The 26,238-nt window shown below is 35.3% G+C and carries 24 protein-coding genes; 19 read left to right on the top strand and 5 right to left on the bottom strand.

Annotated elements, in window-relative coordinates:
* From BW964_RS06805 to BW964_RS06780, 6 genes are all read left to right on the top strand, one after another.
* On the top strand, nt 1–297 hold the full coding sequence (locus BW964_RS06805; protein WP_076505933.1) for a DUF3098 domain-containing protein: 297 nt from the start codon (nt 1–3) through the stop codon (nt 295–297).
* A gap of 89 nt (nt 298–386) precedes the next feature.
* Entirely contained in the window at nt 387–1,205 is an 819-nt protein-coding gene (locus BW964_RS06800; protein WP_076505931.1) for an undecaprenyl-diphosphate phosphatase, read from the top strand.
* A 5-nt stretch (nt 1,206–1,210) separates the two neighbouring features.
* The gene (locus BW964_RS06795) at nt 1,211–1,660 is read left to right on the top strand and encodes a hypothetical protein (protein WP_123911944.1); all 450 of its coding nucleotides are present in this window, start codon (nt 1,211–1,213) and stop codon (nt 1,658–1,660) included.
* On the top strand, nt 1,660–2,361 hold the full coding sequence (gene truB / locus BW964_RS06790) for a tRNA pseudouridine(55) synthase TruB (protein ID WP_076505927.1): 702 nt from the start codon (nt 1,660–1,662) through the stop codon (nt 2,359–2,361). The genes BW964_RS06795 and truB overlap by 1 nt, the downstream gene beginning before the upstream one ends.
* 60 nt (nt 2,362–2,421) lie before the next feature.
* On the top strand, nt 2,422–3,144 hold the full coding sequence (gene rluF / locus BW964_RS06785; RefSeq protein ID WP_076505925.1) for a 23S rRNA pseudouridine(2604) synthase RluF: 723 nt from the start codon (nt 2,422–2,424) through the stop codon (nt 3,142–3,144).
* 236 nt (nt 3,145–3,380) lie between these two features.
* Nucleotides 3,381–4,601: a YncE family protein gene (locus tag BW964_RS06780; RefSeq protein WP_076505924.1), complete on the top strand. Its 1,221-nt coding sequence runs from the start codon at nt 3,381–3,383 to the stop codon at nt 4,599–4,601.
* 250 nt (nt 4,602–4,851) lie between these two features.
* Here the strand turns inward: BW964_RS06780 and BW964_RS06775 are convergent, their stop codons facing one another.
* Together BW964_RS06775 and BW964_RS06770 are read right to left on the bottom strand one after the other, a co-directional pair.
* Nucleotides 4,852–6,117 (bottom strand): helix-hairpin-helix domain-containing protein, encoded by a 1,266-nt coding sequence (locus tag BW964_RS06775; RefSeq protein WP_076505922.1) that lies wholly within the window; start codon nt 6,115–6,117, stop codon nt 4,852–4,854.
* Nucleotides 6,118–6,321: 204 nt separating this feature from the next.
* Nucleotides 6,322–6,666 (bottom strand): MerR family transcriptional regulator, encoded by a 345-nt coding sequence (locus tag BW964_RS06770; protein WP_073335058.1) that lies wholly within the window; start codon nt 6,664–6,666, stop codon nt 6,322–6,324.
* Nucleotides 6,667–6,814: 148 nt separating this feature from the next.
* On the opposite strand from BW964_RS06770, the gene BW964_RS06765 reads away from it, so the two are divergent.
* The gene (locus BW964_RS06765; protein WP_076505920.1) at nt 6,815–7,696 is read left to right on the top strand and encodes an AraC family transcriptional regulator; all 882 of its coding nucleotides are present in this window, start codon (nt 6,815–6,817) and stop codon (nt 7,694–7,696) included.
* Between the two features lie 87 nt (nt 7,697–7,783).
* On the opposite strand, the gene ccoG is transcribed toward BW964_RS06765, so the two are convergent.
* A complete protein-coding gene (gene ccoG, locus BW964_RS06760; protein WP_076505918.1) occupies nt 7,784–9,226 on the bottom strand; it encodes a cytochrome c oxidase accessory protein CcoG in 1,443 nt (480 codons plus the stop codon).
* A gap of 268 nt (nt 9,227–9,494) precedes the next feature.
* Here ccoG and BW964_RS06755 point away from each other — a divergent pair, with 268 nt between their 5' ends.
* Nucleotides 9,495–10,388: an SMP-30/gluconolactonase/LRE family protein gene (locus tag BW964_RS06755; RefSeq protein WP_076505916.1), complete on the top strand. Its 894-nt coding sequence runs from the start codon at nt 9,495–9,497 to the stop codon at nt 10,386–10,388.
* Nucleotides 10,389–10,541: 153 nt separating this feature from the next.
* On the opposite strand, the gene BW964_RS06750 is transcribed toward BW964_RS06755, so the two are convergent.
* Nucleotides 10,542–11,849: a DEAD/DEAH box helicase gene (locus BW964_RS06750; protein ID WP_076505914.1), complete on the bottom strand. Its 1,308-nt coding sequence runs from the start codon at nt 11,847–11,849 to the stop codon at nt 10,542–10,544.
* 130 nt (nt 11,850–11,979) lie between these two features.
* Between BW964_RS06750 and BW964_RS06745 the strand changes: the two genes are divergently transcribed.
* From BW964_RS06745 to BW964_RS06730, 4 genes are all read left to right on the top strand, one after another.
* Nucleotides 11,980–13,977 carry a DNA methyltransferase gene (locus BW964_RS06745; RefSeq protein WP_076505912.1) on the top strand — a complete coding sequence of 666 codons (1,998 nt, stop codon included), beginning with the start codon at nt 11,980–11,982 and terminating at the stop codon, nt 13,975–13,977.
* 3 nt (nt 13,978–13,980) lie between these two features.
* A complete protein-coding gene (locus BW964_RS06740; protein WP_076505910.1) occupies nt 13,981–16,554 on the top strand; it encodes a DEAD/DEAH box helicase family protein in 2,574 nt (857 codons plus the stop codon).
* Between the two features lie 159 nt (nt 16,555–16,713).
* Nucleotides 16,714–18,504 carry a 30S ribosomal protein S1 gene (gene rpsA, locus BW964_RS06735; protein WP_076505908.1) on the top strand — a complete coding sequence of 597 codons (1,791 nt, stop codon included), beginning with the start codon at nt 16,714–16,716 and terminating at the stop codon, nt 18,502–18,504.
* A gap of 266 nt (nt 18,505–18,770) precedes the next feature.
* Nucleotides 18,771–18,968, top strand: coding sequence for a hypothetical protein (locus BW964_RS06730; protein WP_076505906.1), 198 nt, complete (start codon nt 18,771–18,773; stop codon nt 18,966–18,968).
* Here the strand turns inward: BW964_RS06730 and BW964_RS06725 are convergent.
* Complete coding sequence (locus tag BW964_RS06725; protein ID WP_076505904.1) at nt 18,965–19,258, bottom strand: hypothetical protein; 294 nt, start codon at nt 19,256–19,258, stop codon at nt 18,965–18,967. The two genes, BW964_RS06730 and BW964_RS06725, sit on opposite strands and share 4 nt — an antisense overlap.
* A 317-nt stretch (nt 19,259–19,575) precedes the next feature.
* Here BW964_RS06725 and BW964_RS06720 point away from each other — a divergent pair, with 317 nt between their 5' ends.
* The 7 genes from BW964_RS06720 to BW964_RS06695 all read left to right on the top strand — a co-directional run bounded on the left by BW964_RS06720 (nt 19,576) and on the right by BW964_RS06695 (nt 26,219).
* Nucleotides 19,576–20,013, top strand: coding sequence for a hypothetical protein (locus BW964_RS06720; RefSeq protein WP_076505902.1), 438 nt, complete (start codon nt 19,576–19,578; stop codon nt 20,011–20,013).
* A gap of 78 nt (nt 20,014–20,091) precedes the next feature.
* On the top strand, nt 20,092–21,018 hold the full coding sequence (locus BW964_RS06715; protein ID WP_076505900.1) for an IS1595 family transposase: 927 nt from the start codon (nt 20,092–20,094) through the stop codon (nt 21,016–21,018).
* A complete protein-coding gene (locus BW964_RS06710) occupies nt 21,009–21,254 on the top strand; it encodes a hypothetical protein (protein ID WP_076505898.1) in 246 nt (81 codons plus the stop codon). Before BW964_RS06715 ends, BW964_RS06710 begins: the two co-directional genes overlap by 10 nt.
* A gap of 63 nt (nt 21,255–21,317) precedes the next feature.
* Nucleotides 21,318–21,491 carry a hypothetical protein gene (locus BW964_RS22485; protein WP_162149621.1) on the top strand — a complete coding sequence of 58 codons (174 nt, stop codon included), beginning with the start codon at nt 21,318–21,320 and terminating at the stop codon, nt 21,489–21,491.
* Entirely contained in the window at nt 21,466–21,945 is a 480-nt protein-coding gene (locus BW964_RS06705) for a DUF6169 family protein (RefSeq protein WP_076505896.1), read from the top strand. The genes BW964_RS22485 and BW964_RS06705 overlap by 26 nt, the downstream gene beginning before the upstream one ends.
* Before the next feature lie 68 nt (nt 21,946–22,013).
* Nucleotides 22,014–23,438 carry a T9SS type A sorting domain-containing protein gene (locus BW964_RS06700; RefSeq protein ID WP_076505883.1) on the top strand — a complete coding sequence of 475 codons (1,425 nt, stop codon included), beginning with the start codon at nt 22,014–22,016 and terminating at the stop codon, nt 23,436–23,438.
* A 183-nt stretch (nt 23,439–23,621) separates the two neighbouring features.
* On the top strand, nt 23,622–26,219 hold the full coding sequence (locus BW964_RS06695) for a T9SS-dependent M36 family metallopeptidase (RefSeq protein ID WP_076505881.1): 2,598 nt from the start codon (nt 23,622–23,624) through the stop codon (nt 26,217–26,219).
* Nucleotides 26,220–26,238: the final 19 nt, after the last annotated feature.

Below are 26,238 nucleotides of genomic sequence, written 5' to 3'. Positions count from 1 at the left end.
ATGAGCAAAAAAACAAATAAATTGGCCGCTTCAGAGTTTGGCAAAGAAACCGAAGTCGTACAGGAAAATACCTTTTATTTCGGACAGCAAAACTTCAAGTGGATGCTGATAGGTCTAGCCTTTATTGTGGTAGGATTTCTACTGATGATGGGCCCGGATGCAAATACGGTAGACGGTAAATTTGATCCCAATGCATGGAATGATGATATTTTTTCCATTCGCAGGATCAGAATTGCGCCACTGTTCATAGTGATAGGCTTTGTCATAGAAGTGTATGCTATTTTAAAAAGAAAATAAATTTAAACCTTATTTAAAGATTAAGAGATTGAGAGATTTAGGATATTCTAAATGTCAAAGTCTCTTAATCTTTTAATTTTAACAATATTATGGATCTAATTAAAGCGATCATTATTGCTATTATTGAAGGACTTACAGAGTATCTTCCAATTTCTTCCACGGCACACATGGGGTTTGCCGCCAATCTTATGGGACTTCAGGAGGATGAATTTCTAAAAATGTTTCAGGTATCTATCCAGTTCGGTGCTATTTTATCCGTTGTGGTGGCTTATTGGAAAAAGTTCTTTGACCTCAAAAATATCCGGTTTTATTATAAACTTGCTTTTGCGGTAATTCCTGCCTTGGTTTTAGGGTATCTCTTTGATGATAAAATTGAAGCTATTCTCGGAAACCAGATTGCGATCTCTTCTGTATTGGTACTGGGAGGTGTGGTACTGCTTTTCGCAGACCAATGGTTTAAAAATCCGAGAATCGATGATGAAAAAGGAGTTTCTATAAAAAGCGCTGTTACCATAGGCTTCTGGCAATGTCTGGCGATGATGCCGGGAACCAGCCGTAGTGCTGCCTCTATTATCGGAGGAATGTCACAGGGCCTTACCAGAAAAGCTGCTGCAGAGTTTTCATTCTTTTTAGCTGTTCCTACCATGCTGGCAGTGACGGTCTATTCTGTTTTCCTTAAAACATGGGGAAAAGAAACCGGAAATCCTCAGAAAGGATATGAAATGATCATGGCATCCAATGATCACATTATGATCTTTATCATCGGGAATGTGGTCGCATTTATTGTAGCCCTAATTGCCATTAAGGCATTCATCGGTGTTTTGAATAAGTATGGTTTCAGACCTTGGGGATGGTACCGTATTTTTGTGGGGATTGCCCTTTTGATTTATTTCTATTTCTTTAAGTAAGAATGATGAAGAATAATATTTTAAAGATACTGGCTTTTGCAGGCTCCATTGTTTCCTGTGCACCGGCTCATACATTGTTTGTGAAAAATAATACTGAAGAAAGAATAGAGTTTTTCGTGGAGCTTAAAGAAAAAAATCTGGCAAAAGATTTATTAATTTGTAAAGAACTTGTACCGGACGAAAAACTGGATCATAAACCTTTTATGGAGTATGCCAAAGAAGGAAAATGCTACAGTCAGAAAATTACAGCAATTAATAAGATGAGTTATAAGTTTAATTTACCGGAAAATTATACCGTAAATATTGCCCCGAATAATTCTGTATATCCATTTCGAAATATCTATTACTTCATCGGAGATAAAAAATGTTTTGTCAATGTTGAAAATGGCCCTGAATGCAAGCAAAAGGTCAATAAATTGCCCAGCTTCGTAAGTATCACCGAAATTTTAAAATAATGACAGCTGAAGAACTGCAATCAGGATACGTATTTTTGTTGGACAAACCTTTGGACTGGACTTCTTTTCAGGCTGTCAATAAAATGAAATATAAGCTTAAAAGAGAGTTTGATCTTCCAAAAAAATTTAAAATTGGACACGCCGGAACCTTAGATCCGAGAGCAACAGGTCTTCTTATTGTTTGCTGTGGAAAGTTTACTAAAAAAATTCCTGAAATTCAGGATGCTCCTAAAGAATACTGGACAGAGATTAAAATAGGAGTGCAGACGGAATCCTATGATACGGAAAAACCGGAAATTCTTCAGCAGGAGATTATTCACATCACAGAAGAGCAGATCAATGAAGTGCTGGAGAAATTTGTTGGAGAAATAGAGCAGACCCCTCCCGTGTATTCTGCAATAAAAATAGATGGGCAGAGAGCATATAATCTGGCCAGAGCAGGAGAAGAAGTAGAAATGAAATCCAGAAAAACAACGATTCTCTATATTAAAGGTATTAAAATTGATCTTCCTCTGGTAAGCTTTACAGTAGGATGTTCGAAAGGAACTTATATCAGAAGTCTGGCTCATGATATCGGGCAGAACCTTGGAGTAGGTGCTTATCTGACTCAGCTGAGACGTACAAAAATAGGGGATTATACCATCGAAAATGCTACGACTGACTTTCTGGAAAATGAATACAGGTTTGAAAATTTACAATAAAGAAACGTATTTTTACTCACAACAGGCAACAAAAAATTATACAGGTTACGGAGAAGACTAATGGAAAAAACGCGTATTAATAAATATTTATCAGAAGTAGGATACTGTTCAAGAAGAGCAGCCGATAAACTTTTGGAAGAAGGAAGGATCACAATTAATGGGAAGATCCCTGAAATGGGGACTAAAGTTTCAGACGAAGATGTTGTAGAGGTGGATGGGAAACCTATCCGTGAGCCACAGGATAAGCCTGTTTATATCGCTTTTAATAAACCTATGGGGATTGTCTGCACTACAGACACCAAACGCGAAAAAAACAATATCGTTGACTATATCAATTATCCGAAAAGAATCTTTCCGATCGGAAGGCTTGACAAACCGAGCGAAGGTTTAATCCTGCTAACCAGTGACGGCGATATTGTCAACAAAATTCTCCGCGCCAGAAACAACCACGAAAAAGAATATATCGTCCGTGTAGACAAGCCTCTTTCACCCAGATTTCTTGAAAAAATGAGGAATGGGGTTCCTATTCTGGATACAGTCACCAAAAAATGTGAAGTAGAAAGAATTGATGATATGACCTTCCGTATTGTCCTTACCCAGGGACTGAACAGGCAGATCCGTAGAATGTGTGAATATTTGGGCTATGAAGTGAAAAAACTGAAACGTATCCGTATCATGAACATTAAGCTGGATCTTCCGGTAGGAAAATGGCGTGACCTTACAGAAGCGGAACTTAGTTCGCTTAACAACCTTCTTTCTGATTCTATCAAAACAATCGATTAAGATTTTATCATAAATAATAAGATGGTAAGCAGGGATATTTCCCTGCTTACTTTTTTTTCTCTTTTCGGTCAGGAAAATTAGAGTTTCTGTCTTCCGGTAATTTATCTGAAGAAGAACAATGAAAAAGGTATTTAATGTGTGTTTTTAAATAAAATTCACATATTGGTGTAATATTTTCAATTTGTTGGTGGATATGTGTTATATTTATAACAGTAACTACTAAAAACCTGAAAACCATGAAATTAAAGTTTAATCCACTTTCCCTTGTTATTTTATTAGCATTTTCAAATTGCCAGAATGATAACCATAATTCGGATCTTCCACACGACTCTTCATTTTATATTGATTATAGAAGCTTGAAAGGATTACCAGACGGAGTGGCTGTCATTGAGCTCGATCCGGAAGCTCCCAATTTTGGAAATATTAGCAACAAACTTGAATTAGGCGTGGGTGTCCTGCCTCATCATCTTTATTATAATCAGAGTGCGAACAAACTATTCACTACTGCATTAGGAGGAAGCTATCTTTACGAGATAAAAACGGAAAAAGACAAAAATGGGCAGCCAAAATTAGTGAATGCAACCCCTATTAACACAGGGGAGAATACAGTAGGAGAAAATTTGTTTTTTACTAATGACGGACGATATTTTATGACTTTTATGGGAGGGGCAGGAGGAGCAAAGGATGGGAGTATAGGTGTTTTTAATGCCAATAATAACCAGCTTATCAAAACGATTAAAGCTCCGATTCAAAACAATCCCAATCAATTTATCATGTACCCGCATGGCATTTCTGTTAATGAGGAAAAAGGAATAATGATGGTCACCTCAACCATTCACCCGGACCTTACGACGGGAATGGGAAACACCTGTACTTTATTAGATCTGAATACCTATGAGTTAAAAGAAACCTATCTGATAGCAGACTCACCAACGGATATGTCCAGTCCTGTCGAGGTTTTATTACTACGGGGGAAATTTCCGCAATATGCCCTTGCCACCACAATGCTAGGCGGTGATATCTGGATTGCTCCATACAATGCTGTAACCAAGAAATATGATGCTTTTACCAAATTGTTTGATGGAAGCACACTAGGATTAGGCTGGGCACTTGAAATGTACATCGATGATAACAGCAAGCTCTATGTAAGTTTTGCAGATCCTGGAAAAGTTTTGGTCTTTGATATAAGTAATCTTCCTCAGCTCAAGCTTGTAAAAACACTTACCGCAGATAAAGGAGCCCATCATATGGTTTTCTTTAAAACCAAAAAAGGAAAAGAAGTGGTAGCAGTACAAAATAACCTGCTGGATATTCCGAACTTAAATTCCGGCACCATAAGTATCATTGAAATCGCGACGGGGAAAACATTAGGAACAGTCGATTTACGAAACAAATATGGAATATTACCTGAATCGATTGAAGGAACCAATGGCCCCGGCAGCTACATGCATCACTAAAATATAAAATAAGCTGAGGTTCGGCATAACAATTTTTTTAGACATCAGGCATCAAACTTTCAACTGGGAGAAAAAATGTCAATGGTAAATTTTGCTTCGCAAGTGAATTGTAAATGCTCGAATCAAGATTTTAGACGATAATTTACCAGCTTAATTACCAGCATTACCAACAGCAACTACCAACCAAAACTCACCCTAAAACTCACCATCATAATTCAAAACTCATCACTCTCTAAAACCTTCTCCCAGATTATTTTAAATATAATTTCATTCTTTCCTCATATTCGGGCTTTAATTTTAAAAGCTTCAGAATTTTTTTATCCTCATGGTAGGTGGTCCGGTAGAATATGATTTTGTCAGCAGAATATTTGAAGTACGGATGATCTTTCAGCCATTCTTCAGGAGCTTCTGTTAAAGTATATTTGGGAACATTTGAAACATCCAGCGGAGCAATAGAAATTAATTTTTGAACCAAATCTTTATCAATATTATAGGTATCTAAAATTTGCTGTTTATTGACAAAACCTCTCAGTTTTTTTCTAAAGCCAATCATCGATCCAGCACTTTTTTCATCCAAACCAAATTCCAGCAACTGCTTAAAGGTAATCATGTTTAAATCAATTTTTGAAAAATCAGTTTCCTGTTTTTTATCCACCGTTGGGGTGAATTTAATATAGGGTTTTAATTCCTGGAATTTCTCAGGAGAGATCACAAAACATTTCTGCAGATCTTCCAGTGTTTTAAAGGTTCCCTGGAGATTTCTATCACGGTAGTTAACAATCGTTTGAGCCTGTCTTTCTGAAAATCCTAAAAACTTCCAGTCTTCCAAGCCTGCCATATTCGGATCAAAACTTCGGTATTTGATTTTTGATTTTACAGCATAATTTATCGTTGAATTCTTAAAATTGTCCGGTGTTTTTGCAGGGAGCAGTAGATAAGGTTCCAGTTTGCTGTAATTGTCCGAAGCAATGATAAAACACTCTTTGAATTTTTCCTTGCTCACAAAGCTTCCTCCCAAATAGTTTTTATACTTTAAAATAGCTTCAGCTTGTTTTTCACTGAAACCCATTTTCATCCAGTCAGCAATAGAAAGCCCATCCGGATTGAACTTTCGGGAAACAGTGATCTCTGTCTTTTTGTATCCTTTAAACTTCCCGGAAGAAGGGTCTTTGCCCGTTTCAGGAAGCAACAGATAAGATTCCAGCTCTGCGAATTTTTCAGGGGAAACGGCATAGCATTTTTTTAACTGTTCTTTGGAAATAAACCGGCCTCCTACCATTTTTTTATAGTTGAGAATAGTAGAAATCTGTTTTTCAGAGAAGCCTAAATGCTCCCATTGCTTTGCATCCAGGTCATTGGGATCAAAATCTGTGAGATTCAAAGGAAGGGAATTTTCTGTAATAAATCTAACCTCAGGAAATGTCACTTTTTCCCTGCCGGTGTAGTTCTGAAAGGCAAGAAGGACGATCATCAGCATCCCCATCAATGCCAGTTTTTGGTAATGTTTTTTTCTCATCATGAAGTAAACTTATCAATAAAAACAAATCGAAGCAATGATGAAAAGCCAAAGGAATTGTTTTGTGCAACAAATTCTTTCAAATGATTTTTAAATTACATTTGAATACTTTTTTTATAGAATGATTTGAAGAAATAGAGATGAAAATTTCAGGCAAAAGAGAAAAGCACCTTTAAAAGATGCTTTTTTATCGTATAATAAATTTTATTCTGAATCTTTATCAGCCAGAGAAGCTTTCAGTTTTTGGAGTTCCGCTTTGATAAATTCAAGGCGGTCGATGATGGTAACGGTTTCAGAAATTTTACTGTTGGTGGTCAAAGCAATCCTTGCTCCATCAAGGGTATATCCTTTTTCTTTTACCAGATGGTAGATCATCTGCAGGTTCTTGATGTCTTCAGGCGTAAAGTAACGATTACCCTTTTTGTTTTTTTTAGGCTTAATGATGGGGAACTCCTGCTCCCAGTAACGTATTAATGAGGTGTTTACATCAAAAGCTTTGGCAACTTCTCCTATTGAATAATACAGTTTGTCAGCTAAGTTTATCTTCATTCTATAAATCCTAAAAGCCAAAGATAAAAATTTTTTAACCCTTGTTACATATACGTAACATAAAATGTTTGTTTTTCTTGAATAAATCATGGGTAAAGTCATTTATGACCTTCCGTTTTTTCTTTACTTTTGAGGTAAATAAAAAAGGATGAATTCTATCTCAGTCTTACATATCGATCTTTTTCAGTCTGGGAAGAATACCTCAGATTTTTATTTCAATAATATGAAAGAACATCTGGTGGTAGGACACCGTCATATTGAAAAGCCACATCGGCATGATTTCTATGCAGCGGTTCTTTTTACAAAAGGAATGGGAACCCATGAAATAGACTTTCAGAAATATGATGTTTCAGAGGGGAGTCTTTTCTTTCTATCTCCCGGACAGATTCATAGCTGGGAACTTTCTGAGGATATTGACGGATATATTTTTTTCTGCTCACAGGAGTTTTACGAGATGCATTATGTGAGCCAGAAACTGCGGAATTTTCCTTTTTTCGGTTCAGTCTCTTTTCCCAGGAAATTGCAGCTTGATGCTGATGAGCTGGAAAAAAACAACAGTATATTTCAGGAACTGGGAAAAGAACATCAGTCTCAGAATATGATGAAAGAAGGATTAATACTTTCTTTCATGTCTCAGATTTTCATTAATGCTACCAGACTGTTTTCAAAAGATATTGATTTGCGTTCTTCTTCTGCGAGTCTCTCTTATTTTAAACATTATCAGGAGTTTGAAAATCTGATAGAACAATATTTTACAGATCAGAAATCCATTTCTCATTACGCATCTTTACTCGGTATTACTCCAAAGCATCTGAACAGAATTGCCCGGACAGTCGTTCAAAAGACAGCGACAGATGTCATGACCGAGAGAGTCGTATTAGAAGCCAAAAGAATGCTGATGTATCTGGACGAAAGTCTCGTGGAAATTGCTTTCAGACTTGGATACGAAGAATATTCCTACTTTGTAAGAGTATTCCGGAAAAGTTCCGGAATGACTCCTACTCAGTTTATGAGAAAATACAAGGTTTAAAGTTATTACATATGGAAGAGGAAGATGGATGTTACCGAAGTCTCTTATCTCATGTCTCCAATCTGACATCTCAAATCTTATCTCTACCTACAACATCAATTTAAACGGTCCCTCAAATGTGGTATCAAATGAGTCCAGCATTTCACCCTTCTCATCAAAAACGCCAATCACCATATTTTGCTTGGAAAACTTAATATCTTCTTCAGGGAAACTGATATTGATGTTTCCTTTCAGAATTTCATCCCCTTTTAATATGATTTTTTCTGAACCAAAATAAGTGATTTCTGCATTGGTTGGGGTCATTACTTTAATCGTCAATATCTTTTTCTCGTTGGATTTGTTTAAAAGGGTATAGATAAAGGTATTCGTTATTTTACCATCTTTAATAAAGAAGGTAGAGCCTGCCGGTTTGATGAATTTGGCTTCCATCGATCCGCGGTCATACATTAAGAATCCTAAAAACCCGATCAGCAGAGCAAGAAATACAGTGGTAGCTTTCATTCTGGAGGTAAATTTGAAAGTTTCCTGATTTTCAATTTCTGCTTCCGTAGCATAGCGCACCAATCCTTTTGGAAGTCCCACTTTTTCCATTACCTCGTCACAGGCATCGATACAGGCTGTACAGTTGACACATTCCAGCTGCTGTCCGTTTCTGATATCAATACCGGTAGGGCAGACTACAACACACTGATGACAGTCGATGCAGTCTCCTTTTCCTGCTGCTTTACGGTCTTCATTATTTCTCCATTTCGAACGGCCTTCTCCTCTTTTGAAATCATAATATACATTAATAGTCTGTTTATCGATCAATACCCCCTGAAGTCTTCCATAGGGACATACCAATGTGCAGACCTGTTCGCGGAGCCATGCGAAAACAAAGTAGAAGGTCATTGTGAAAAAGAGCATCACTAAAAATTTCATGGAGTGATTTTGTGGACCTTCACTCATGATCCGGAATACTTCCTGATAACCTACAATGTACATGAACATGAAGTGGGCGATAGTGAATGAAACGAGTGCAAAAACAGACCATTTTAACAGCCTTTTTCTGATTTTTTCAGCATCCCATTGCTGCTTGTCCAGTTTCATCTGTTTGTTTCGGTCACCTTCAATCCAGTATTCGATTTTCCGGAATACCATTTCCATAAAAAGAGTCTGCGGACAAAGCCATCCACAGAATATTCTTCCGAAAACCACTGTGAACAGCATCACAAAGATTACAGACGTTACTGCTCCCAGCGCCAGGATAAAGAAATCCTGAAGATAAAAAGGTTGTCCAAGAATAAAAAATCTCCTGTCGATCACATTGATCAGAAGAAAAGGATTGCCGTTGATTTTTACAAAAGGCAGCCCGAAAAATATAGCAAGCATAAGATAACTCGCATAATTTCTGTAGTTGGTGTATTTTCCTTTAGGTTTTCGCGGAAAGACCCATTTTCTTTTCCCCGTTTCATCCATGGTTCCCACTGAATTCCTAAACGTATCATTTTCTATTTCTACAAATTGGCTGTTGCCTGATTCTGCACTCATTGCGGTACTTTTGTTAAGTTAAAAAAGTATTAAGGTGATATCTGAGGCTGGATCAAACTGTTTTTTCAGTCAGTTTTAATAAGGAAAAAGACGTATTGATCTTACCATGGCAAAGGTCAGGATAAAACTGTTTTTTAACTAATACCATCTGCTTCAAAAATAGGACAATTGAGACATTGGTTCTATTCGTTTTTAATAGATCAAAATGAGTAAATATATTTGATTCTTAAAAGTGATGTCGTAACTTGCCATCATTAAAAGGGGAGTAATGAAAAATATATGCAGAATAAGCATGGTTGGTTTGGTTTTCGCATTGCTTAACTGTCAATCAGTAAATTACAACACAATGTTTTATGAAGATGCACAGCCGAAGAAGATTTCGGACCAATTCACTTTTACAGAAGGACCGTCTTCGGATAAGCAGGGGAATGTTTATTTTACTGACCAGCCTAACGATAAGATCTATTACTGGGATTGGAAAACCAATAAGGTCATAGAGTTTTTAGGAAAAACAGGCAGGGCAAACGGTACCCACTTCGATAAAGATGGAAATCTGATTACGTGTTCCGATGATCAGGGCGAGATCTGGAAAATTTCGAAAGATAAAAAAGTAGAAGTTATTCTGAAAGGTTTTGAAGGGAAAAGACTCAACGGACCCAATGATGTATGGAATGATTCATCCGGCGGAATGTATTTTACAGATCCTTTGTACAAAAGAGATTATTGGGTAGATTTTAAACAGGAAATTGCCCATAAAAGCCTTTATTACAGAACCAAAGAAGGGAAGACCGTTAAACTGGAAACCTTTACACAGCCGAACGGGATTGTAGGAAGCGAAATATTTAAGAAACTCTATATTTCAGATATTGATGCGGGAAAAACCTACGTTTATGATATTCTTGGTGATGGTAAACTTTCTGAAAGAAGACTGTTTTGTGAAATGGGTTCAGACGGGATGACACTGGATAAACACGGAAATCTTTATTTAACAGGTAAGGGGGTGCATATTTTCAATCGTAAAGGAAAAAAAATGTATCATATTCCGATAGAGGAAGAATGGACATCCAATGTAACTTTCGGAGGTGAAAATAATGATGTATTGTTTATTACAGCCTCAAAATCTGTTTATACTTTAAGGACCAAAGTAAGAGGCGTGAAATGAGGTTATTGAAAGCATTGTTGGCTTGAAGCAACATTTATCATGGATTTGTTTTCAATAATTTAATAGATTGCTTCACTCGCGGTTGTGAGTAATTTGAGATAAAAAAATAAGCCCAAACCGGGCTTATTTGTATTTTTAACGGGTTGTTTATGATTAATAGGCAACTTCCATTTTTACTTTTTTACCTTTCAGTTTTTCAGTGCTTAATTTCTTCAAAACAAAACTCACTTTATTTCTGGAAACCGCAACGTAAGAAGTCGTGTCTTTCACCTCAATAATTCCGATATCTTCTTTCTGTAGTTCTCCTTTCTTGATAAGATAGCCTACAATATCCACTTTATTCACTTTGTCCTTTTTCCCTGCACTGATATAAATAGTCTGGAAAGGGGTTTTCTCAGGAACTGTATTAAAGTCGACAACGCTTTCTTCAGGTGTATTGCTTTTAATGAACGGGAAATTTTCGTCCTCAGTCATGATCAGGTAAGCAAAACCTTTAGCGTTCATTCTTGCTGTACGGCCATTTCTGTGAATGAAGGCATCTTCTTTTGAAGGAAGTTGATAATGGACGATAGATTCCACTTCAGGAACGTCAAGCCCACGTGAAGCTAAATCGGTAGTAATCAAAATTCTTGCAGAGTCATTTCTGAATTTCAGTAATGCGCGCTCTCTTTCATCCTGTTCCATTCCGCCGTGGAAAGTTTCTCTGTCGATTCCTTTGTCAGCCAGAAGGTCGGAAATACGGTCTACCGCTTCACGGTGGTTACAGAAAATCAGGGTTCTTTTATTTCCTATTTTACAGATCAAATGAAACAAAGTATCTAATTTTTCCTCAGAAATCGTCATTACTTTTCGCAATTGAATATCTGGTTTTGCGTCTCCTAACTTTAAGAAATCAATGATCTTCTCATTTTTCAATCCTGTGAACTTTGGAATTTCGTCCATAGCAGTTGCAGAAGTCAGGATTCTTTGGGAAAGGCCTCTTAACGAACCGGTTATGAATTCCATGTCTTCATGAAAACCTAATTCCAATGCCTTGTCAAATTCATCCAAAATCAGCGTCTTAATTGTTTTGGGATCAAAATTGTCATTTCTTAAATGATAGGCAACTCTTCCGGGAGTTCCGATAAGAACCGCCGGAGCCTCAATTAAATTATTGACTTCAATTTTTTTATCGTGTCCGCCATAACAAACAGAAACTTTAAAATCTGTCCCCATAGATTTGAAAACCTGCTCAATCTGTAATGCCAACTCTCTTGCAGGAACTAAAATAAGTGCCTGAATCCCTGAACTCTCTTTTTTCAGATTTCTAAGAACCGGAAATAAAAAAGCAAGGGTCTTCCCAGAACCCGTAGGAGACAGCAAAACAACATCGGTATTGTTCTCCGTAGTTTTATATGTAGATTTCTGCATCTGATTCATGTCCTGAATCTGCAGTTTTTGGTATATTGATTCTAATTCCATGGTGCAAAGGTAAGAGATTTTGTTTTTTATTAAAATTTCAATCGATAATTATTTAAACTACGGTTTCCCATAATTTTTCATTACTGATTGATACTATTTTTGAAGCATAATTTTTTTAAAATATTATGCCATGAAGCTATATCAAACACTTGAAAATCAAATAAAAAAAGAGCCCAATTATGTTTCCGATAATGGAGAAGTTAAAAAATGGGTGGTACTCAACAAAGCACAAAATTTTGATGAAGAATTGATTGGATTGTTACTAGACGATTCAGATTTGAAAGAAAAATTTTTCATTAAGGTAAAAGATGTTTTAGTATTTAAGCAAAATCTTTTCATCCAGTTTCTTGAACAGAAAAATTATCTCAACGACAGCTATACACAGTTTAAGAATAAAGTTGGGTTATCGATTGATGGTCAATATCTGAAACAGCGCAACGAAGTAGCGTTGGTTTGGCCATTTAAAGATTGTGTTCTGGAAGGGGGGCAAAGCCGTGAAGAGGATAAAAGAGAAGAAATTTTTTTTAATGAAACTTTAGCGCAGGACGAGATTACCGAATTACTTGATCCGAAAGTTTTTACCAATGCCAAGGTATTTGATAAAGATGGCGAAAAGAGTTTTGATCAATTGAATAGAAATGAAAAAGGAACCATTACGGATAACCTTATTATCAAAGGAAATAATCTTTTGGCATTACATTCTCTAAAGAAAGAATTTGCAGGAAAAGTGAAGCTTATTTATATTGATCCGCCTTATAATACAGATGGAGATTCTTTCCAATATAATGACAGTTTTAATCATTCAACTTGGTTGACATTTATGAAAAACCGTTTAATTGTTGCTAAAGAATTATTACACAAATCAGGCTGTTTATTCATTCATATTGACTACATAGAGTTTGCATATTTGAAAGTGCTATGTGATGAAGTGTTTGGAGTTGAAAACTTTGTGCAAATTATCAGTGTAAAAACTGCAACCCCAGCAGGATTTAAAGTTGTAAATCCAGGTCCTGTAAATGTGACAGAATTTATTTTGATGTATACAAAGAATAAAAAGGACTACAAATTTAAAAAGGGATACGTCGAAGCACCTTATCAAAAGGATTATAAATATTACATAGTTAATCGAGAAGATGAATATTCAAGTTGGATAATTTCAGATGTAAAGTCTAAAGCACTGGAATTATTAAATGTTGAAAATGAAAAGAAACTAAAAGACGAATACGGAAATGAGATTGCTTCAATTATATTAGAGAAAAAAATTGAACAGTTTGTAATGGATAATCCCTCAATTGTTTTTGCAACTTATGGACCTCACAAACCTGCAGGAATTCTTAAAGAATTAATACAAGAATCTAAATCTCGTCCAGATGATATTATTTATCATGAAAGAGAAGGTGCTTCTCCCTTTATCCTTAAAGCAGGAAGACTGTTGGCTTTCTATGATAAGAAATTGCAAGAAATAGATGGGAAATTAGTTTCAACACAGTTACTTACTGATTTTTGGAGTGACCTTTCGTGGGATACTCTTTCATTTGAAGGTGGTGTTGATTTTAAAAATGGGAAAAAACCAGAAAAATTCTTAAAAAGAATTATTGAAGTGTATTCAAATGAAGGCGATCTAATTTTAGATTATCATTTAGGCAGTGGTTCTACTTGTGCAGTTGCACATAAGTTAGGAAGAAAATATATTGGTATAGAACAACTTGATTATGGTAAAAACGATAGTGTTGTCAGACTTAAAAACGTTGTAAATGGCGAACAAGGCGGCATTTCCAAATCCATCAACTGGCAAGGCGGTGGCTCATTTGTTTACCTTGAGCTCAAAAAATACAACCAGATCTTTGTCGAGAAAATAGAAGACGCCCAGGATGCTGAAAGTCTCTTGAAAATTTGGGAAGAAATGAAAACCAAATCCTTCCTGAATTACAATATTGATATCAAAAAACAAGAGCAATACCTCGAAGATTTTAAAGCATTACATCTGAAAGAGCAAAAACAGCATCTTTGCGAGCTGCTCAATAAAAACCAACTGTATGTCAATCTCTCTTCACTTAATGATGGAAATTTTGAGTGTACACCGGAAGAAAAGAAAGTAACAAAAGATTTTTACCAAATAAAACACTAGCAAATGGCATTTCTATACGATACACTTTTACAGGAATTCGGAAAAAGAGCCATATCTCAGGTGACTGTTCCAACGCACCTTTCAGATAACTTGAAATTTGGCCAAAGACCTTATCAGCAAGAAGCATTTCAACGTTTTATTCTCTGTCATTCAGAAAATTTTGCTGGAAAACCCAATAAACCGCTTCATTTACTGTACAATATGGCAACAGGAAGCGGAAAAACTTTGGTAATGGCAGGTTTGATGCTCCAGTTGTATGAAAAAGGATACCGGAATTTTTTGTTTTTTGTGAACAGCAACAATATCATTCAAAAAACGAAAGATAATTTTCTCAATCCTCAAACCTCTAAATATCTGTTTAATGATAAAGTTGTCATCAATGGGAAAGAAGTCTTTCTGAAACAGATTGATAATTTTGATGAAGCCGATTATGAGAATATCAACATCAAATTTACGACCATCCAACAGTTGCATATTGATTTGAACAATACCAAAGAAAACAGCATTACTTACGAAGATTTTACAGATAAAAAAATAGTAATGATTGCCGATGAGGCACATCATTTAAGCAGTGGTACAAAAGCTGGAAATCTTTTTGGAAGCTGGGAAGAAACCGTTTTAAAAATCCTTCATCAGAATTTTGATAATATTCTGTTGGAGTTTACGGCAACGCTTGATTATGAAAGTCGGGAAATCATTAATAAGTATAAAGATAAAGTAATTTATAAATACGATCTTTCGCAGTTCAGAACAGACAAATTTTCTAAAGAAATCAATCTTGTCCGATCCTTGTATGACGAAAAGGAACGCATCATTCAGGCATTGATTCTTAATTTATACCGTCAGGAATTGGCAACGACTAATAATATTAATTTAAAACCCGTTATTCTTTTTAAAGCGAAGAAAACGATTAAAGAATCGGAACAAAATAAAGATAATTTCCACAAACTGATTGATGATTTATCGGAGCAGATGATCGAAAAGATAAGGAAAACTTCTACGGTTCCCATTGTACATAAGGCTTTTCAGTTTTTTGAAACTAAAAATATTTCATTGAATGAGGTAGCACAACGAATTCATATCAATTTTCGGGAAGAAAATTGCCTGAGTGCGAATAACGATTCTGAGGCAGAGAAAAATCAGATTTTACTCAATACTTTAGAAGATGAAAATAACCCGATTCGTGCTGTATTTGCGGTCCAAAAACTGAATGAAGGCTGGGATGTTCTTAATTTATTTGATATTGTAAGGTTATATGAAGACCGTGACGGAAAGGATGGGAATCCAGGCAAAACAACGCTTTCGGAAGCTCAATTGATTGGTCGTGGAGCCAGATATTTTCCTTTTGCACTGGAACAAGGCGACGATAAGTTTGTCAGGAAATATGATGATGATGTTTCAAACGATTTGAAAATTTTAGAAGAATTATATTACCATACCAAAGAAGACAGCCGTTATATTTCAGAATTAAAAAAAGCATTGGTAGAAACAGGAATTTATGAAGACGATGTCAATCTTGAAACCAAGAAACTTACCCTAAAGCCAATATTTAAAAATTCTGAATTATATAAAAAAGGGTATGTTTTTTCTAATAAAAAGCTACCTAAAAATTTTGATAAAGTAAAATCGTTTATGGATTTGGGAGTTACCAAAACCAATTATCGGCATCAGCTCTCTTCTGGAGGCGGAAGAGTTTCAAATGCGTTTTTTGAATTAGAAAGTCCCGTTTCTTTTGATGAAGTAATAAAGCCTCAGGATATTCAACTTAAAGATATTCCAAAACATGTTATCGGATACGCATTAAGCAGGAATCCGTTTTATTATTTCGATAACCTTTCTCGGTACTTTCCTAATATCCGGTCCCATTCAGATTTTATTGAGGATAAAAATTATTTGGGTAACTTGGAAATTACATTTCTCGGAAGTTATAACCGTCTTCGGGAGATTTCGCATTTTGATTACCTTCAGGCATTGAATGGACTTCTGCAAAGTATAGAAGTTGAAATTAAAAATAACTCTACGGATTATGAAGGTTCAGAATATTATCCGCAACCTATTCATCAGGTTTTCAGGGATAAGGAAATCAGGGTAAATAAATATAGCGAAAGAGCAAAAAGTCAATCAGAAACTAGCGATAGGTTTAGAGTCAATTTAGATAAAGAAGATTGGTTTTCTTTCAACGATAATTTTGGAACGATTGAAGAAAAAGCTTTTGTTTCATTATTTTCAAGACGTTTTGAAGGTTTCAGCCATAAGTTTGAAAATATTCATCTCATTCGCAATGAAAGAGAAATTAAAATTTTTGATAAATACGGCCGTGCATTTGAACCGGATTTTTTACTGTTTTGTAGTGAGCGAGCCAACACACAGCTCACTTTTCAAGTATTTATAGAACCAAAAGGAGCTCACCTGATAGGATATGACAAATGGAAAGAAGATTTTTTGAAGGTCATAGGAAACGAGCAGAAATCGATCAAAATGTATACAGATACCTACAAAATTACCGCCGTTCCTTTCTATAATTACGGTAATGAAAATGAATTTAAGAAGGTTTTAGAAAGTACATTTGAAAAATAAATTTATTACACTTATTGTAAATAAATTTCATATCTTTGCACCCACTTTTGTGTGAAAGGTTTGATAAGGTAAATTATTAAAAATTAATTACTTCCGTATTTTTTAGATCCACATTCATTCAAGCCATTAAAAAAGAAGGAATACAAATTTTATTAGAAAATGTCAAAAGAGACAAATTCAGCAGAGGTTTTATTAAACCAAAACGTAGCACCAGAACAATTTGATTGGGATTCTTTCGAATCAGGTCTTGATGCAGACGCAAGAAAAGAAAAAAGCGATTTAGAAGAAATCTACAACGGATCTCTTAGCAGTTTAAATGATAACGACGTTATCACTGGTAAAGTTGTAAGATTAACGGATAAAGAAGCTATCGTTGACATCGACTTCAAGTCAGAAGGTGTTATTTCTCTTAACGAATTCCGTTACAACCCAGGCCTTAAAGTAGGTGACGATGTGGAAGTAATGGTAGACAGAAGAGAAGACAAAACCGGACAATTACAGTTATCTCACAGAAAAGCTAGAACGCTTAAAGCTTGGGATAGAGTAAACGAACTTCACGAAACTGGAGAAATCGTTAACGGTTTTGTTAAGTCTAGAACTAAAGGAGGTATGATCGTTGACGTTCACGGAATCGAAGCATTCTTACCAGGTTCTCAAATTGACGTTAAGCCAATTAAAGATTACGATCAGTTCGTAGGTAAAACTATGGAATTCAAAGTTGTGAAAATCAACCCTGAGTTCAAAAACGTAGTAGTATCTCACAAAGCATTGATCGAAGCAGATATCGAAGGTCAGAAAAAAGAAATCATCGCTCAGCTTGAAAAAGGTCAGGTTCTTGAAGGGACTGTTAAGAATATTACTTCTTACGGTGTATTCATTGACTTAGGAGGTGTTGATGGATTGATCCACATTACAGACCTTTCTTGGTCTAGAGTGAACCACCCATCTGAAATCCTTGAAGACGGACAGACTGTAAAAGTTGTTATCCTTGATTTTGATGACGAGAAAACAAGAATCCAGTTAGGTATGAAGCAATTAGAAGCTCATCCTTGGGATGCTCTTTCTGCTGACATGAAAGTTGGAGATAAAGTAAAAGGAAAAGTGGTAGTTCTTGCTGACTATGGTGCATTTGTAGAAATCGCTCCAGGGGTAGAAGGATTAATCCACGTTTCTGAAATGTCTTGGTCTACTCACTTAAGATCTGCAGGTGATTTCGTAAAAGTAGGTGATGAAGTTGAAGCTGAAGTACTTACTTTAGACAGAGAAGACAGAAAAATCTCTTTAGGTATGAAACAATTATCTAAAGATCCATGGGAAAATATTGAAACGAAGTATCCGGTAGGATCTCAGCATGTAGGAACGGTAAGAAACTTCACTAACTTTGGTGTATTCGTAGAGTTAGAAGAAGGTATCGACGGTCTGATCTACATCTCTGACCTTTCTTGGACTAAGAAAATCAAGCACCCATCTGAATTCTGTGCAGTAGGTGATAAATTAGATGTTGTTGTACTTGAATTAGATATTCAGGCTAGAAGATTATCTTTAGGTCACAAGCAGTTAACTGAAAACCCTTGGGATAAATTCGAAACTAAATATGCTGAAGGTACAATCCACGCTGGTAAAGCTGTAGAAGTTCACGATAAAGGAGCTTCTGTACAGTTTGAAGACGTTGAAGTGGAAGCTTTCTGCCCATCAAGATTATTAGAGAAAGAAGATGGATCTAAAATCAAGAAAGGGGAAGATGCTCAGTTCAAAGTAATCGAATTCAACAAAGAGTTCAAAAGAGTAGTAGTTTCTCATACTGGAATCTTCAGAGACGAAGAGAAGAAAAATATGAAAGACTCTTCTTCTAGAAACGTATCTTCTTCTTCAAACAACGAAGAAAGATCAACTCTTGGAGATATCGATGCATTAGCAGAATTGAAAAGAAAAATGGAAGAAGGTAAATAATCTTCAACCCATTTGAATATAGGAAGCCGCTCGTAAGAGCGGCTTTTTTTGTGGTTTGTCATTTAGAGTTTTTAATTAGTAAATAGGAATTTATGTTAATTATTCACGGATTAATGAAAATTATACTATTTTTAGCCTAACTAATGAATAAATTTTAGGTAATTATACGCCTGTTAACACCAAAGGTATAAATTGAAAACAAAACAACAAAGACCAACTATTAAATTAGTAGGTCTTTTTTTATTAACAAATTTAAATTTCACATTATGAAAAATAAAAAAATTACAAACAAAGAATTGCTTGAAGAATTAAGAAATAGAGGATTCTTTATTATTCCAACTGATCTCCATGAAAGAGAAGAAATAGACTCAATTACAGTTTCTGTTGAAGAACCTAAAAAAGATGTTTATACAACCTGGCAAAAAGATTGGGATAAGAAAAAAAGAGGTAATGGTAAAAATTAAATGATTATTTTTTCTAGCTCAACCCAAGCAGATCCATCATCTCCAGTTACTACAATTTGATAATTTTGACTAATCTGTTGGACAGTATCTCTTACTAAATTCAACATTATTTCTTTATCTTGAATTATACCAACATAGTGATATTGTGATCGAGGTAGTTTAAACCACTCTCCAGTAAAAAGATCTTGAATGCTACGAGGAGCATTAATATTAGCCATAGCTTTGTGAAGGGATTGGTAATCTTCAAAGGTTGCGTATTGTAACTCAATACAAATCATATATCTACCCATAAGTTAAAAGTTTTGCCATAAATATAAGCAATAAAAGGTACAATTTTTGTATTTTTGTAGGAATATTTATCGAACAAGAAAGCGTTAAGCTATTTTAATCTGGGTTCTGAAATCTGACAGTTTCTACACTTTGCCCCTAACGATTAAAGTAACTGATGCTCACTCCATATGGTGTGGGTTATATGTTGCTATTTATCATTGGGGCAGGTTTTGTCAGAACCTCAGAACAGGATTAGTAGTCTACAAAACCCACACTTTCTATTTTAAACAACAAAATATTTCTACTTTGGGTTTTGAGTGGATTAGCAAATTCACTTATGAAAAAGACTTTATTAACATTGGCTTTTACATCTTTATTATTTATTGGATGTAGTAACAACAACGATGATGAAAGTACAAATGCACCAGGACAAACAAATCCTGAAAATGCTCAATACTTTCATCCTCCTGCATGGATTAAAGGAACATGGGCAAGTACAAGTTCTGATCCAATAAAGTACAAATTTACAGACAATGATTTTATTCAAATAAATTCAGGTTCTGAAATGAGTAATGTAGCATATCTAAAACAGATTAAAAGTTTAGGAGGTACAGTTTCAGTAGATGAAACAGGAAATGAAAATCAGTATTACTTTACAATGAAAATGAATGGTAGTAATATGACCTATCAATTCAAAAAAGTTACTGCTACTAAATTGTTGTGGGTTAATCATCCGTCAAGTGGTGTAATAGATATATATCTATATAAGCAATAGTAAACTTTAAAACGGTGGGACGGTATGGTGTCGTTTCGACTTTCCGACCGTCCATTTTTATAATTAAAATTACGAATTATGTTTAACACCAACATTAAATCAGTTTTTGAGCTTACCCAAACCTTTTCAACAGAACAGGATTGCATTGATTATTTGGAGATGTTGAAATGGAACAAACTGCCTATAAGTCCTTTTGATGAAAATTCAAAAGTGTATAAATGTAAGAACAACCTTTATCGTTGTAAAAGTACAGGCAAATATTTTAACGTTAAGACAGGAACAATGTTTGAGAATTCTAAAGTTAGTCTTCGTAAATGGTTCCTATCGATTTGGCTTGTCACTTCCCACAAAAAAGGGATTAGTTCTATACAGTTAGGAAAAGATATTGGAGTAAGACAGGCAACAGCCTGGTTTATCTTACAAAGAATTAGAGCATGTTTTGGTATTGAAAATAATAATGAGCTTGAAGGTATTGTCGAATATGATGAAACTTTTATTGGTGGTAAAAACAAAAACCGTCACAAAGATAAGAAGGTTCCACACTCACAAGGACGAAGTTTTAAAGACAAAGTTCCTGTAATGGGTATGCTACAAAGAGATGGTAAGATGAATGCTTTTGTTGTACCTGATACGAAGAGAAAAAGTATTCAACCTCTGATTTGTAGATATGTAAATCCTGAGAAAACAATATTAATTAGTGATGAATGGTGGGCTTATAAAGGCTTAGATAAATATTATACTCATAATGTAATAGACCATTCTAAAAAAGAGTATGTAAGTTTGCAGGACAATAATATACACACAAATAACATAGAAGGAAGTTGGAACATACTGAAAAGAAGTGTTTCAGGAATGTACAATCACGTTTCAAAAAAGCATCTTCAAAAATATGTTGATGAATTTGTGTATAGATTTAACTTGAGAAAGGTCTCAGACCAAGAAAAATTCAGATATTTGTTGTTAAATTCAAATGTCAGAACTAAGTATAAAGAATTATGTCATTAGGTGAAGCACTTAAAGAAAAAAATGTGAGATACATTACAAAAGATGGTGTAGATTATTTTTATGTTGAAGATATAAAGAAAAATTATGAATACTTTGCATTCGATGGAACTGAAATAATTTACATAGACGATATTCCTTTAGTTGATGGTAAACATGTGCTTAAATTAGTGGAATTCGATTTGAATATGAAAAAGGTTTTAAACTTTAAACCTAAAAAGAAAGATAAAGAATCTTAATTTAAAAATCAAGGTTTTTGGTAATATAAAAGAATGGTTCTATATTTGTATTTAATTGTAAATATGAAATATAAGGATAAAAAAGTCCTTGAATGGACTATAATAGATGGAATAAAATACCCTAAAAAAGTAGTGTATTTGGTTGATAAATTACCTAATAGAGATAAAGGTAATGGTAAAATGATAGATACTGTTTTTCAAAATAAAGCAAATGTACGATTGGATAGAAAAAGGTAACTATGTATTTGAATTTTTCACGGATAACCATGATGTTTATTATCTCTACCTAAAACCAAAAGAAGATCATTTTGCTGATTTTTGCTCGGAATGTAAAGATATTTATGAGGTAGATTTAAAATGTGTTTCTGGAAAACCTTCACCTGATGAAAGAGTCAAAGAAACTGTCATTGCTATTTTAAAACAAGTTTTAACTGAACGATGCCAGAGCTTAGTGTTTTTTTGTGATAACGAAGGAGGAAAAGCGGAATGTAGGGAAATACTTTTTAATAGATGGTATGAAGCAGAAGATGAGGCTGACGAGAAAGTACAAAGATTTGTAAGGAGTCATTGTGAAGATTTTGAAGGAAGTGATTGTTTCAATATGTATTTTATAGCAGATAAGGATTGTTATAATTTTAAGGACAATGTTGATGATTTCTTTTCATGTGACCATATAGAACAAGAGGACTAATTAATTTTAGTCCTCTTTTATTTTTAACAAGTTAGTGTAAACTGGCGTATAATTACCAAATTTTAACCATGAAAAAAACATTTTTATTTTTTCTTATGACATTTCTGTTGTCATGGAGTACTTCAAAAGCACAAGTTGGCGGTAATGATTATATTATCATGCTGGACAATGGAGCTTCTACTACGGATCAGGGTTTCATTGATATGAAACGTGGCGCTGTAAAATTGATAGAACAGCTGATTGCATGCAATCGAAGAAACAGAGTAGCTGTTGTGCATTATGGTGCCGGAAAATATAATGATACCAGTGGAATATATACTCCCATAATTTATATTGAATCAGATTTTATCGGTGATCAGTTTATCGCACAAAATTTTGACAGACGTTTGGATTTTGGAGACCATCTTAATGAGGCTTTGGGATTGGTTTCAAATGCTTTGGATGGTACATGGAATGGTGATATTATCAGTACCCAAACAACATTAAGCAATTCTCAGCCGTTAAAAGTAGTGGTATTTACGGATGCTGAAAGAAATACCGGAGCTCTTGACGGGTCTTATCTTGTCAATTATTTAAATACTACACTGAATGCACCTGCGGCATTTAAAAATGTACTGGCTTTTAAAATCGACAGGCAGGCACAATTCACGATGATTCATGCCAATACAAACACTTCTGCAGTACAGGCTGCTGCATCTATTGCAAGTTCCGGAGGTTCCTACATGGGATCTTTGGAAACAAATGTGGATGATCCTGATTATGGAATTTGGCCGAGACAGTATTATAACAGACCTATTGGATTTGGAATGCTGTCTTCCGAAATGGAATATTGGAAAGATATGGCAGGAACGATATGCAATTCTTCAGGCTGGGGAACTGTGAATTTCAGATATGAACCCGGAGAATGTATTTCACACGCCTCGGGAATTGGGGGTACTTACAATCTTCCGCCAGGGGCTACTTTAGTCCATTTAAGATTGGAAATAGGAAATATTGCAACAGGTGATATTCATCCGATCCCATTTAATCCGACAATTGTGGGTAATAGTTTTAATACTGGTTTGCAACCTTCGGATTTTGATTATGCTGTGAATGCAGGAGCAACAGGGAAATATAAATTTAGGATAATTATGGTGTATAATTATGGAGGGGTTACTTATAATACATATAGCTGGAATAATTATCCTTATTTTGATTATGATATTGATATGGACTGTACCTTGAAAACGGCTCCCAAAGAAATAACAAAAGAAACCATTGTAAAACTTACACCCAATCCTACAGAAGGCGTATTTAAGGTGATGCTGGATAGTGAAATTCAATCTGGTCAAATGGAAATAAAAGATTTGAATGGCAATACTGTATTTTCAAAAGCAATAAGAAAGACAAAAGAGATTGAGGCAGATATCATCAGGCAGCTTCAAGGGGTATATCTGATCAGGATAACATCTGGAAATAATGAAATATACTCGGGGAAAATAATAAAAAAATAAAAAATTTAAGCTGTCTTTCGAGGCAGCTTTTTTTTGTATGCCCCACTATCGCTTAATTGTAGAATTAATAAAATTCCCAAGGGTGAGATTATTTTTATTAAAACATTTTATTTTTTAAAATAATTTATTAAAAAATGGCTTTAATTGTGAATTATTTGTAAATTAGCGCCTTTATTAGTAAAAATGAAAAAGATAACTCTACCTCTTTTATTTGCTGCATTCGCAGTATTTCCTTCTACTTTATTTTCACAAGATAATGAGAAGCTAGTTAAAGATTATATTTCTCAAAACAAGATCAGGGAATATAAAAAGAATGATCTTACCAATTTCGTCATTGAAAATGTTGATGTATCAAAGTCAATGAACGGAAATGTTGTAAAGTTCCAGCAAACCTACAACGGAATACCTGTTTACGGTTCTGCAGGAACGGTGTTAGTTAAGGATAATAAAGTCGTTTATTATTCAGATAACTTTCTGAAAGATTATAAGGTATCTACTTCTGCTGCCGCTACGATCACAAAAGAAGCTGCGTTACAGAAAATAGCTGCCGATTTAGGGGCTGAGAATGTTTCTGATCTGCCGATTATGGCTTTATTCGAAAAAGGAGCTAATAAACTTACAGCAGCGAAACAGAGACTGGTTTATACAACAGATGAGAGCCAGAACCTCAGACTTGCGTATGAATACATTTTACATGAGCCAAAAACGACAAACCACTGGAATATTCTAGTTGATGCCAATACAGGAAAAATTTTAAGCAAGCTTAATTTAAACCTTTCATGTAATTTTCATGACGGAGCCTATGCTCATGATGAAAATACGATGGCATCATTACCACAGGTTGAGAGCGCTTATCGCTTCAATACCGGTAACCTGGTTACTTTGGCGCCGGACAATGCTTCTTATAACGTTTTTCCTTTGCCTGTAGAATCACCTACTTTCGGATCCAGAGCCATAGTAAACAATCCATGGATTCTTTCTTCTTCGCCAGAGGGTTGGCATTCCAATGTGACAACCCATTATACTACCACAAGAGGGAATAATGTATATGCATACGATGATAAAGATGCCAATGAACAGACTTTTGGGGTCTCTCCGGACGGAGGAGCAACCAGAAATTTCAATTTTCCTTATGATGCGAATGCTTTAACCTACATGAACTTATCTGCAGCTACGACGAACTTATTTTATATAAGTAATAGGGTGCACGATATTTTTTATAAATTTGGATTTACTGAATCTGCCAGAAACTTCCAGAGTAATAATTTTGGAAACGGAGGTCTGGATGATGATGAGGTTTTTGCACAGTCACAAGACGGAGGAGGCTTTAATAATGCCAATTTTGCCTCTTATATGGACAATTACAACCCGGTGATGCAGATGTATCTGTGGTTGGTTTCAAACCGTAAATTATTCTACAAAGCACCATCTGATGCAGTCAACCGTGTTGTGAATGCGGGAGTCGCTCAGTTCGGTCCTGCCATAAATGATATTGGAATCACCGGAGATGTTAAACTTGCCAGTGTTATTGATGGCTGTACAGCGTTGCCTGCCGGAGAACTGGCTGGAAAAATTGGTCTGGTTGAAAGAGGTGGAACATGCGGTTTTTCTGTAAAGACGAAAAATGCACAGAACGCAGGAGCTATAGGAACAATTATCTATAACAATGCAGCCAATGGCTCCACTTTAGGCAATATGGCCGGTAGTGATCCTACCATTACAACACCAACCATATTAATAACGAATGCTGAAGGAGAGTTTATTAAAACAAAATTAGCTGCAAGCATTCCTGTAAATGTTGATTTAAGAGCAGATACAAAATACGATGGAAGTTTCGATAATGGAATCGTTGCCCATGAATATGGTCACGGAATTTCCAACAGAATGACCGGAACAGGATATAACTGTTTAAATTCAAATGCTGATAAAGAGCAGATGGGAGAAGGATGGTCAGATTTCTTTGCATTAATGATTACAAATAAACCTGGAGATAACGCTTCAGTAGCAAGAGGAATGGGAACGTATCCTATCGGGCAGGCAACTACAGGTTTAGGAATCAGACCTGCTAAATATTCACCGGATTTTGCTGTGAATAACTACACGTATGGCAGAACCAACGGAATGGAATACAATAACGGATCAGCTATTGTTCCGGATGTTCACTCTATCGGATTTGTCTGGGCAACCATGCTTTGGGATCTTAACTGGAAATACGTTGAGAAATACGGATATGCATCTGATGTAACGGCTAATGCTACCAGCGGAAGCGCCAGAGTACTTCAGTTGGTTACGGACGCATTGAAACTTCAGGCATGTAATCCAACTTTTATTGATGGAAGAAATGCAATACTTCAGGCAGAATTGGCAACCACAGGAGGGGTAGATAAATGTATGATCTGGAGGGTTTTTGCTAAAAGAGGTTTAGGATCAGCTGCTACAGCAGGATCTATGACAAACATCAATGACCAGACAGAAAGCTTTACTCTTCCGGAAGGATGTTCTGCATTGTCTACAGAAGAAATAAAAACGGCTAAAAACAGTCTCTCTATTTATCCAAATCCGGCTAAAGATGAGTTTTATATCAACTTCCCAAGCAATACCATCGGAAAAGTAAGCCTTGAGATTTATGATATGTCCGGAAAGCTTGTTTCTTCAGAAGACAAAATATCTCCGGATGCGAAAAAAGCTGTTTCTACGAATAATCTAATCAACGGAACCTATATGGTGAAAATAAAAGGCCTTGGTTTTGAGGCTTCATCGAAAGTAATCGTTAAGAAATAATTTTTATATAAACAATTTT

Origin of the sequence: Chryseobacterium shigense, from assembly GCF_900156575.1 — a bacterium.
GTDB classification, from domain to species: domain Bacteria; phylum Bacteroidota; class Bacteroidia; order Flavobacteriales; family Weeksellaceae; genus Chryseobacterium; species Chryseobacterium shigense.
This window is presented reverse-complemented; position numbering and strand designations above follow the sequence as displayed.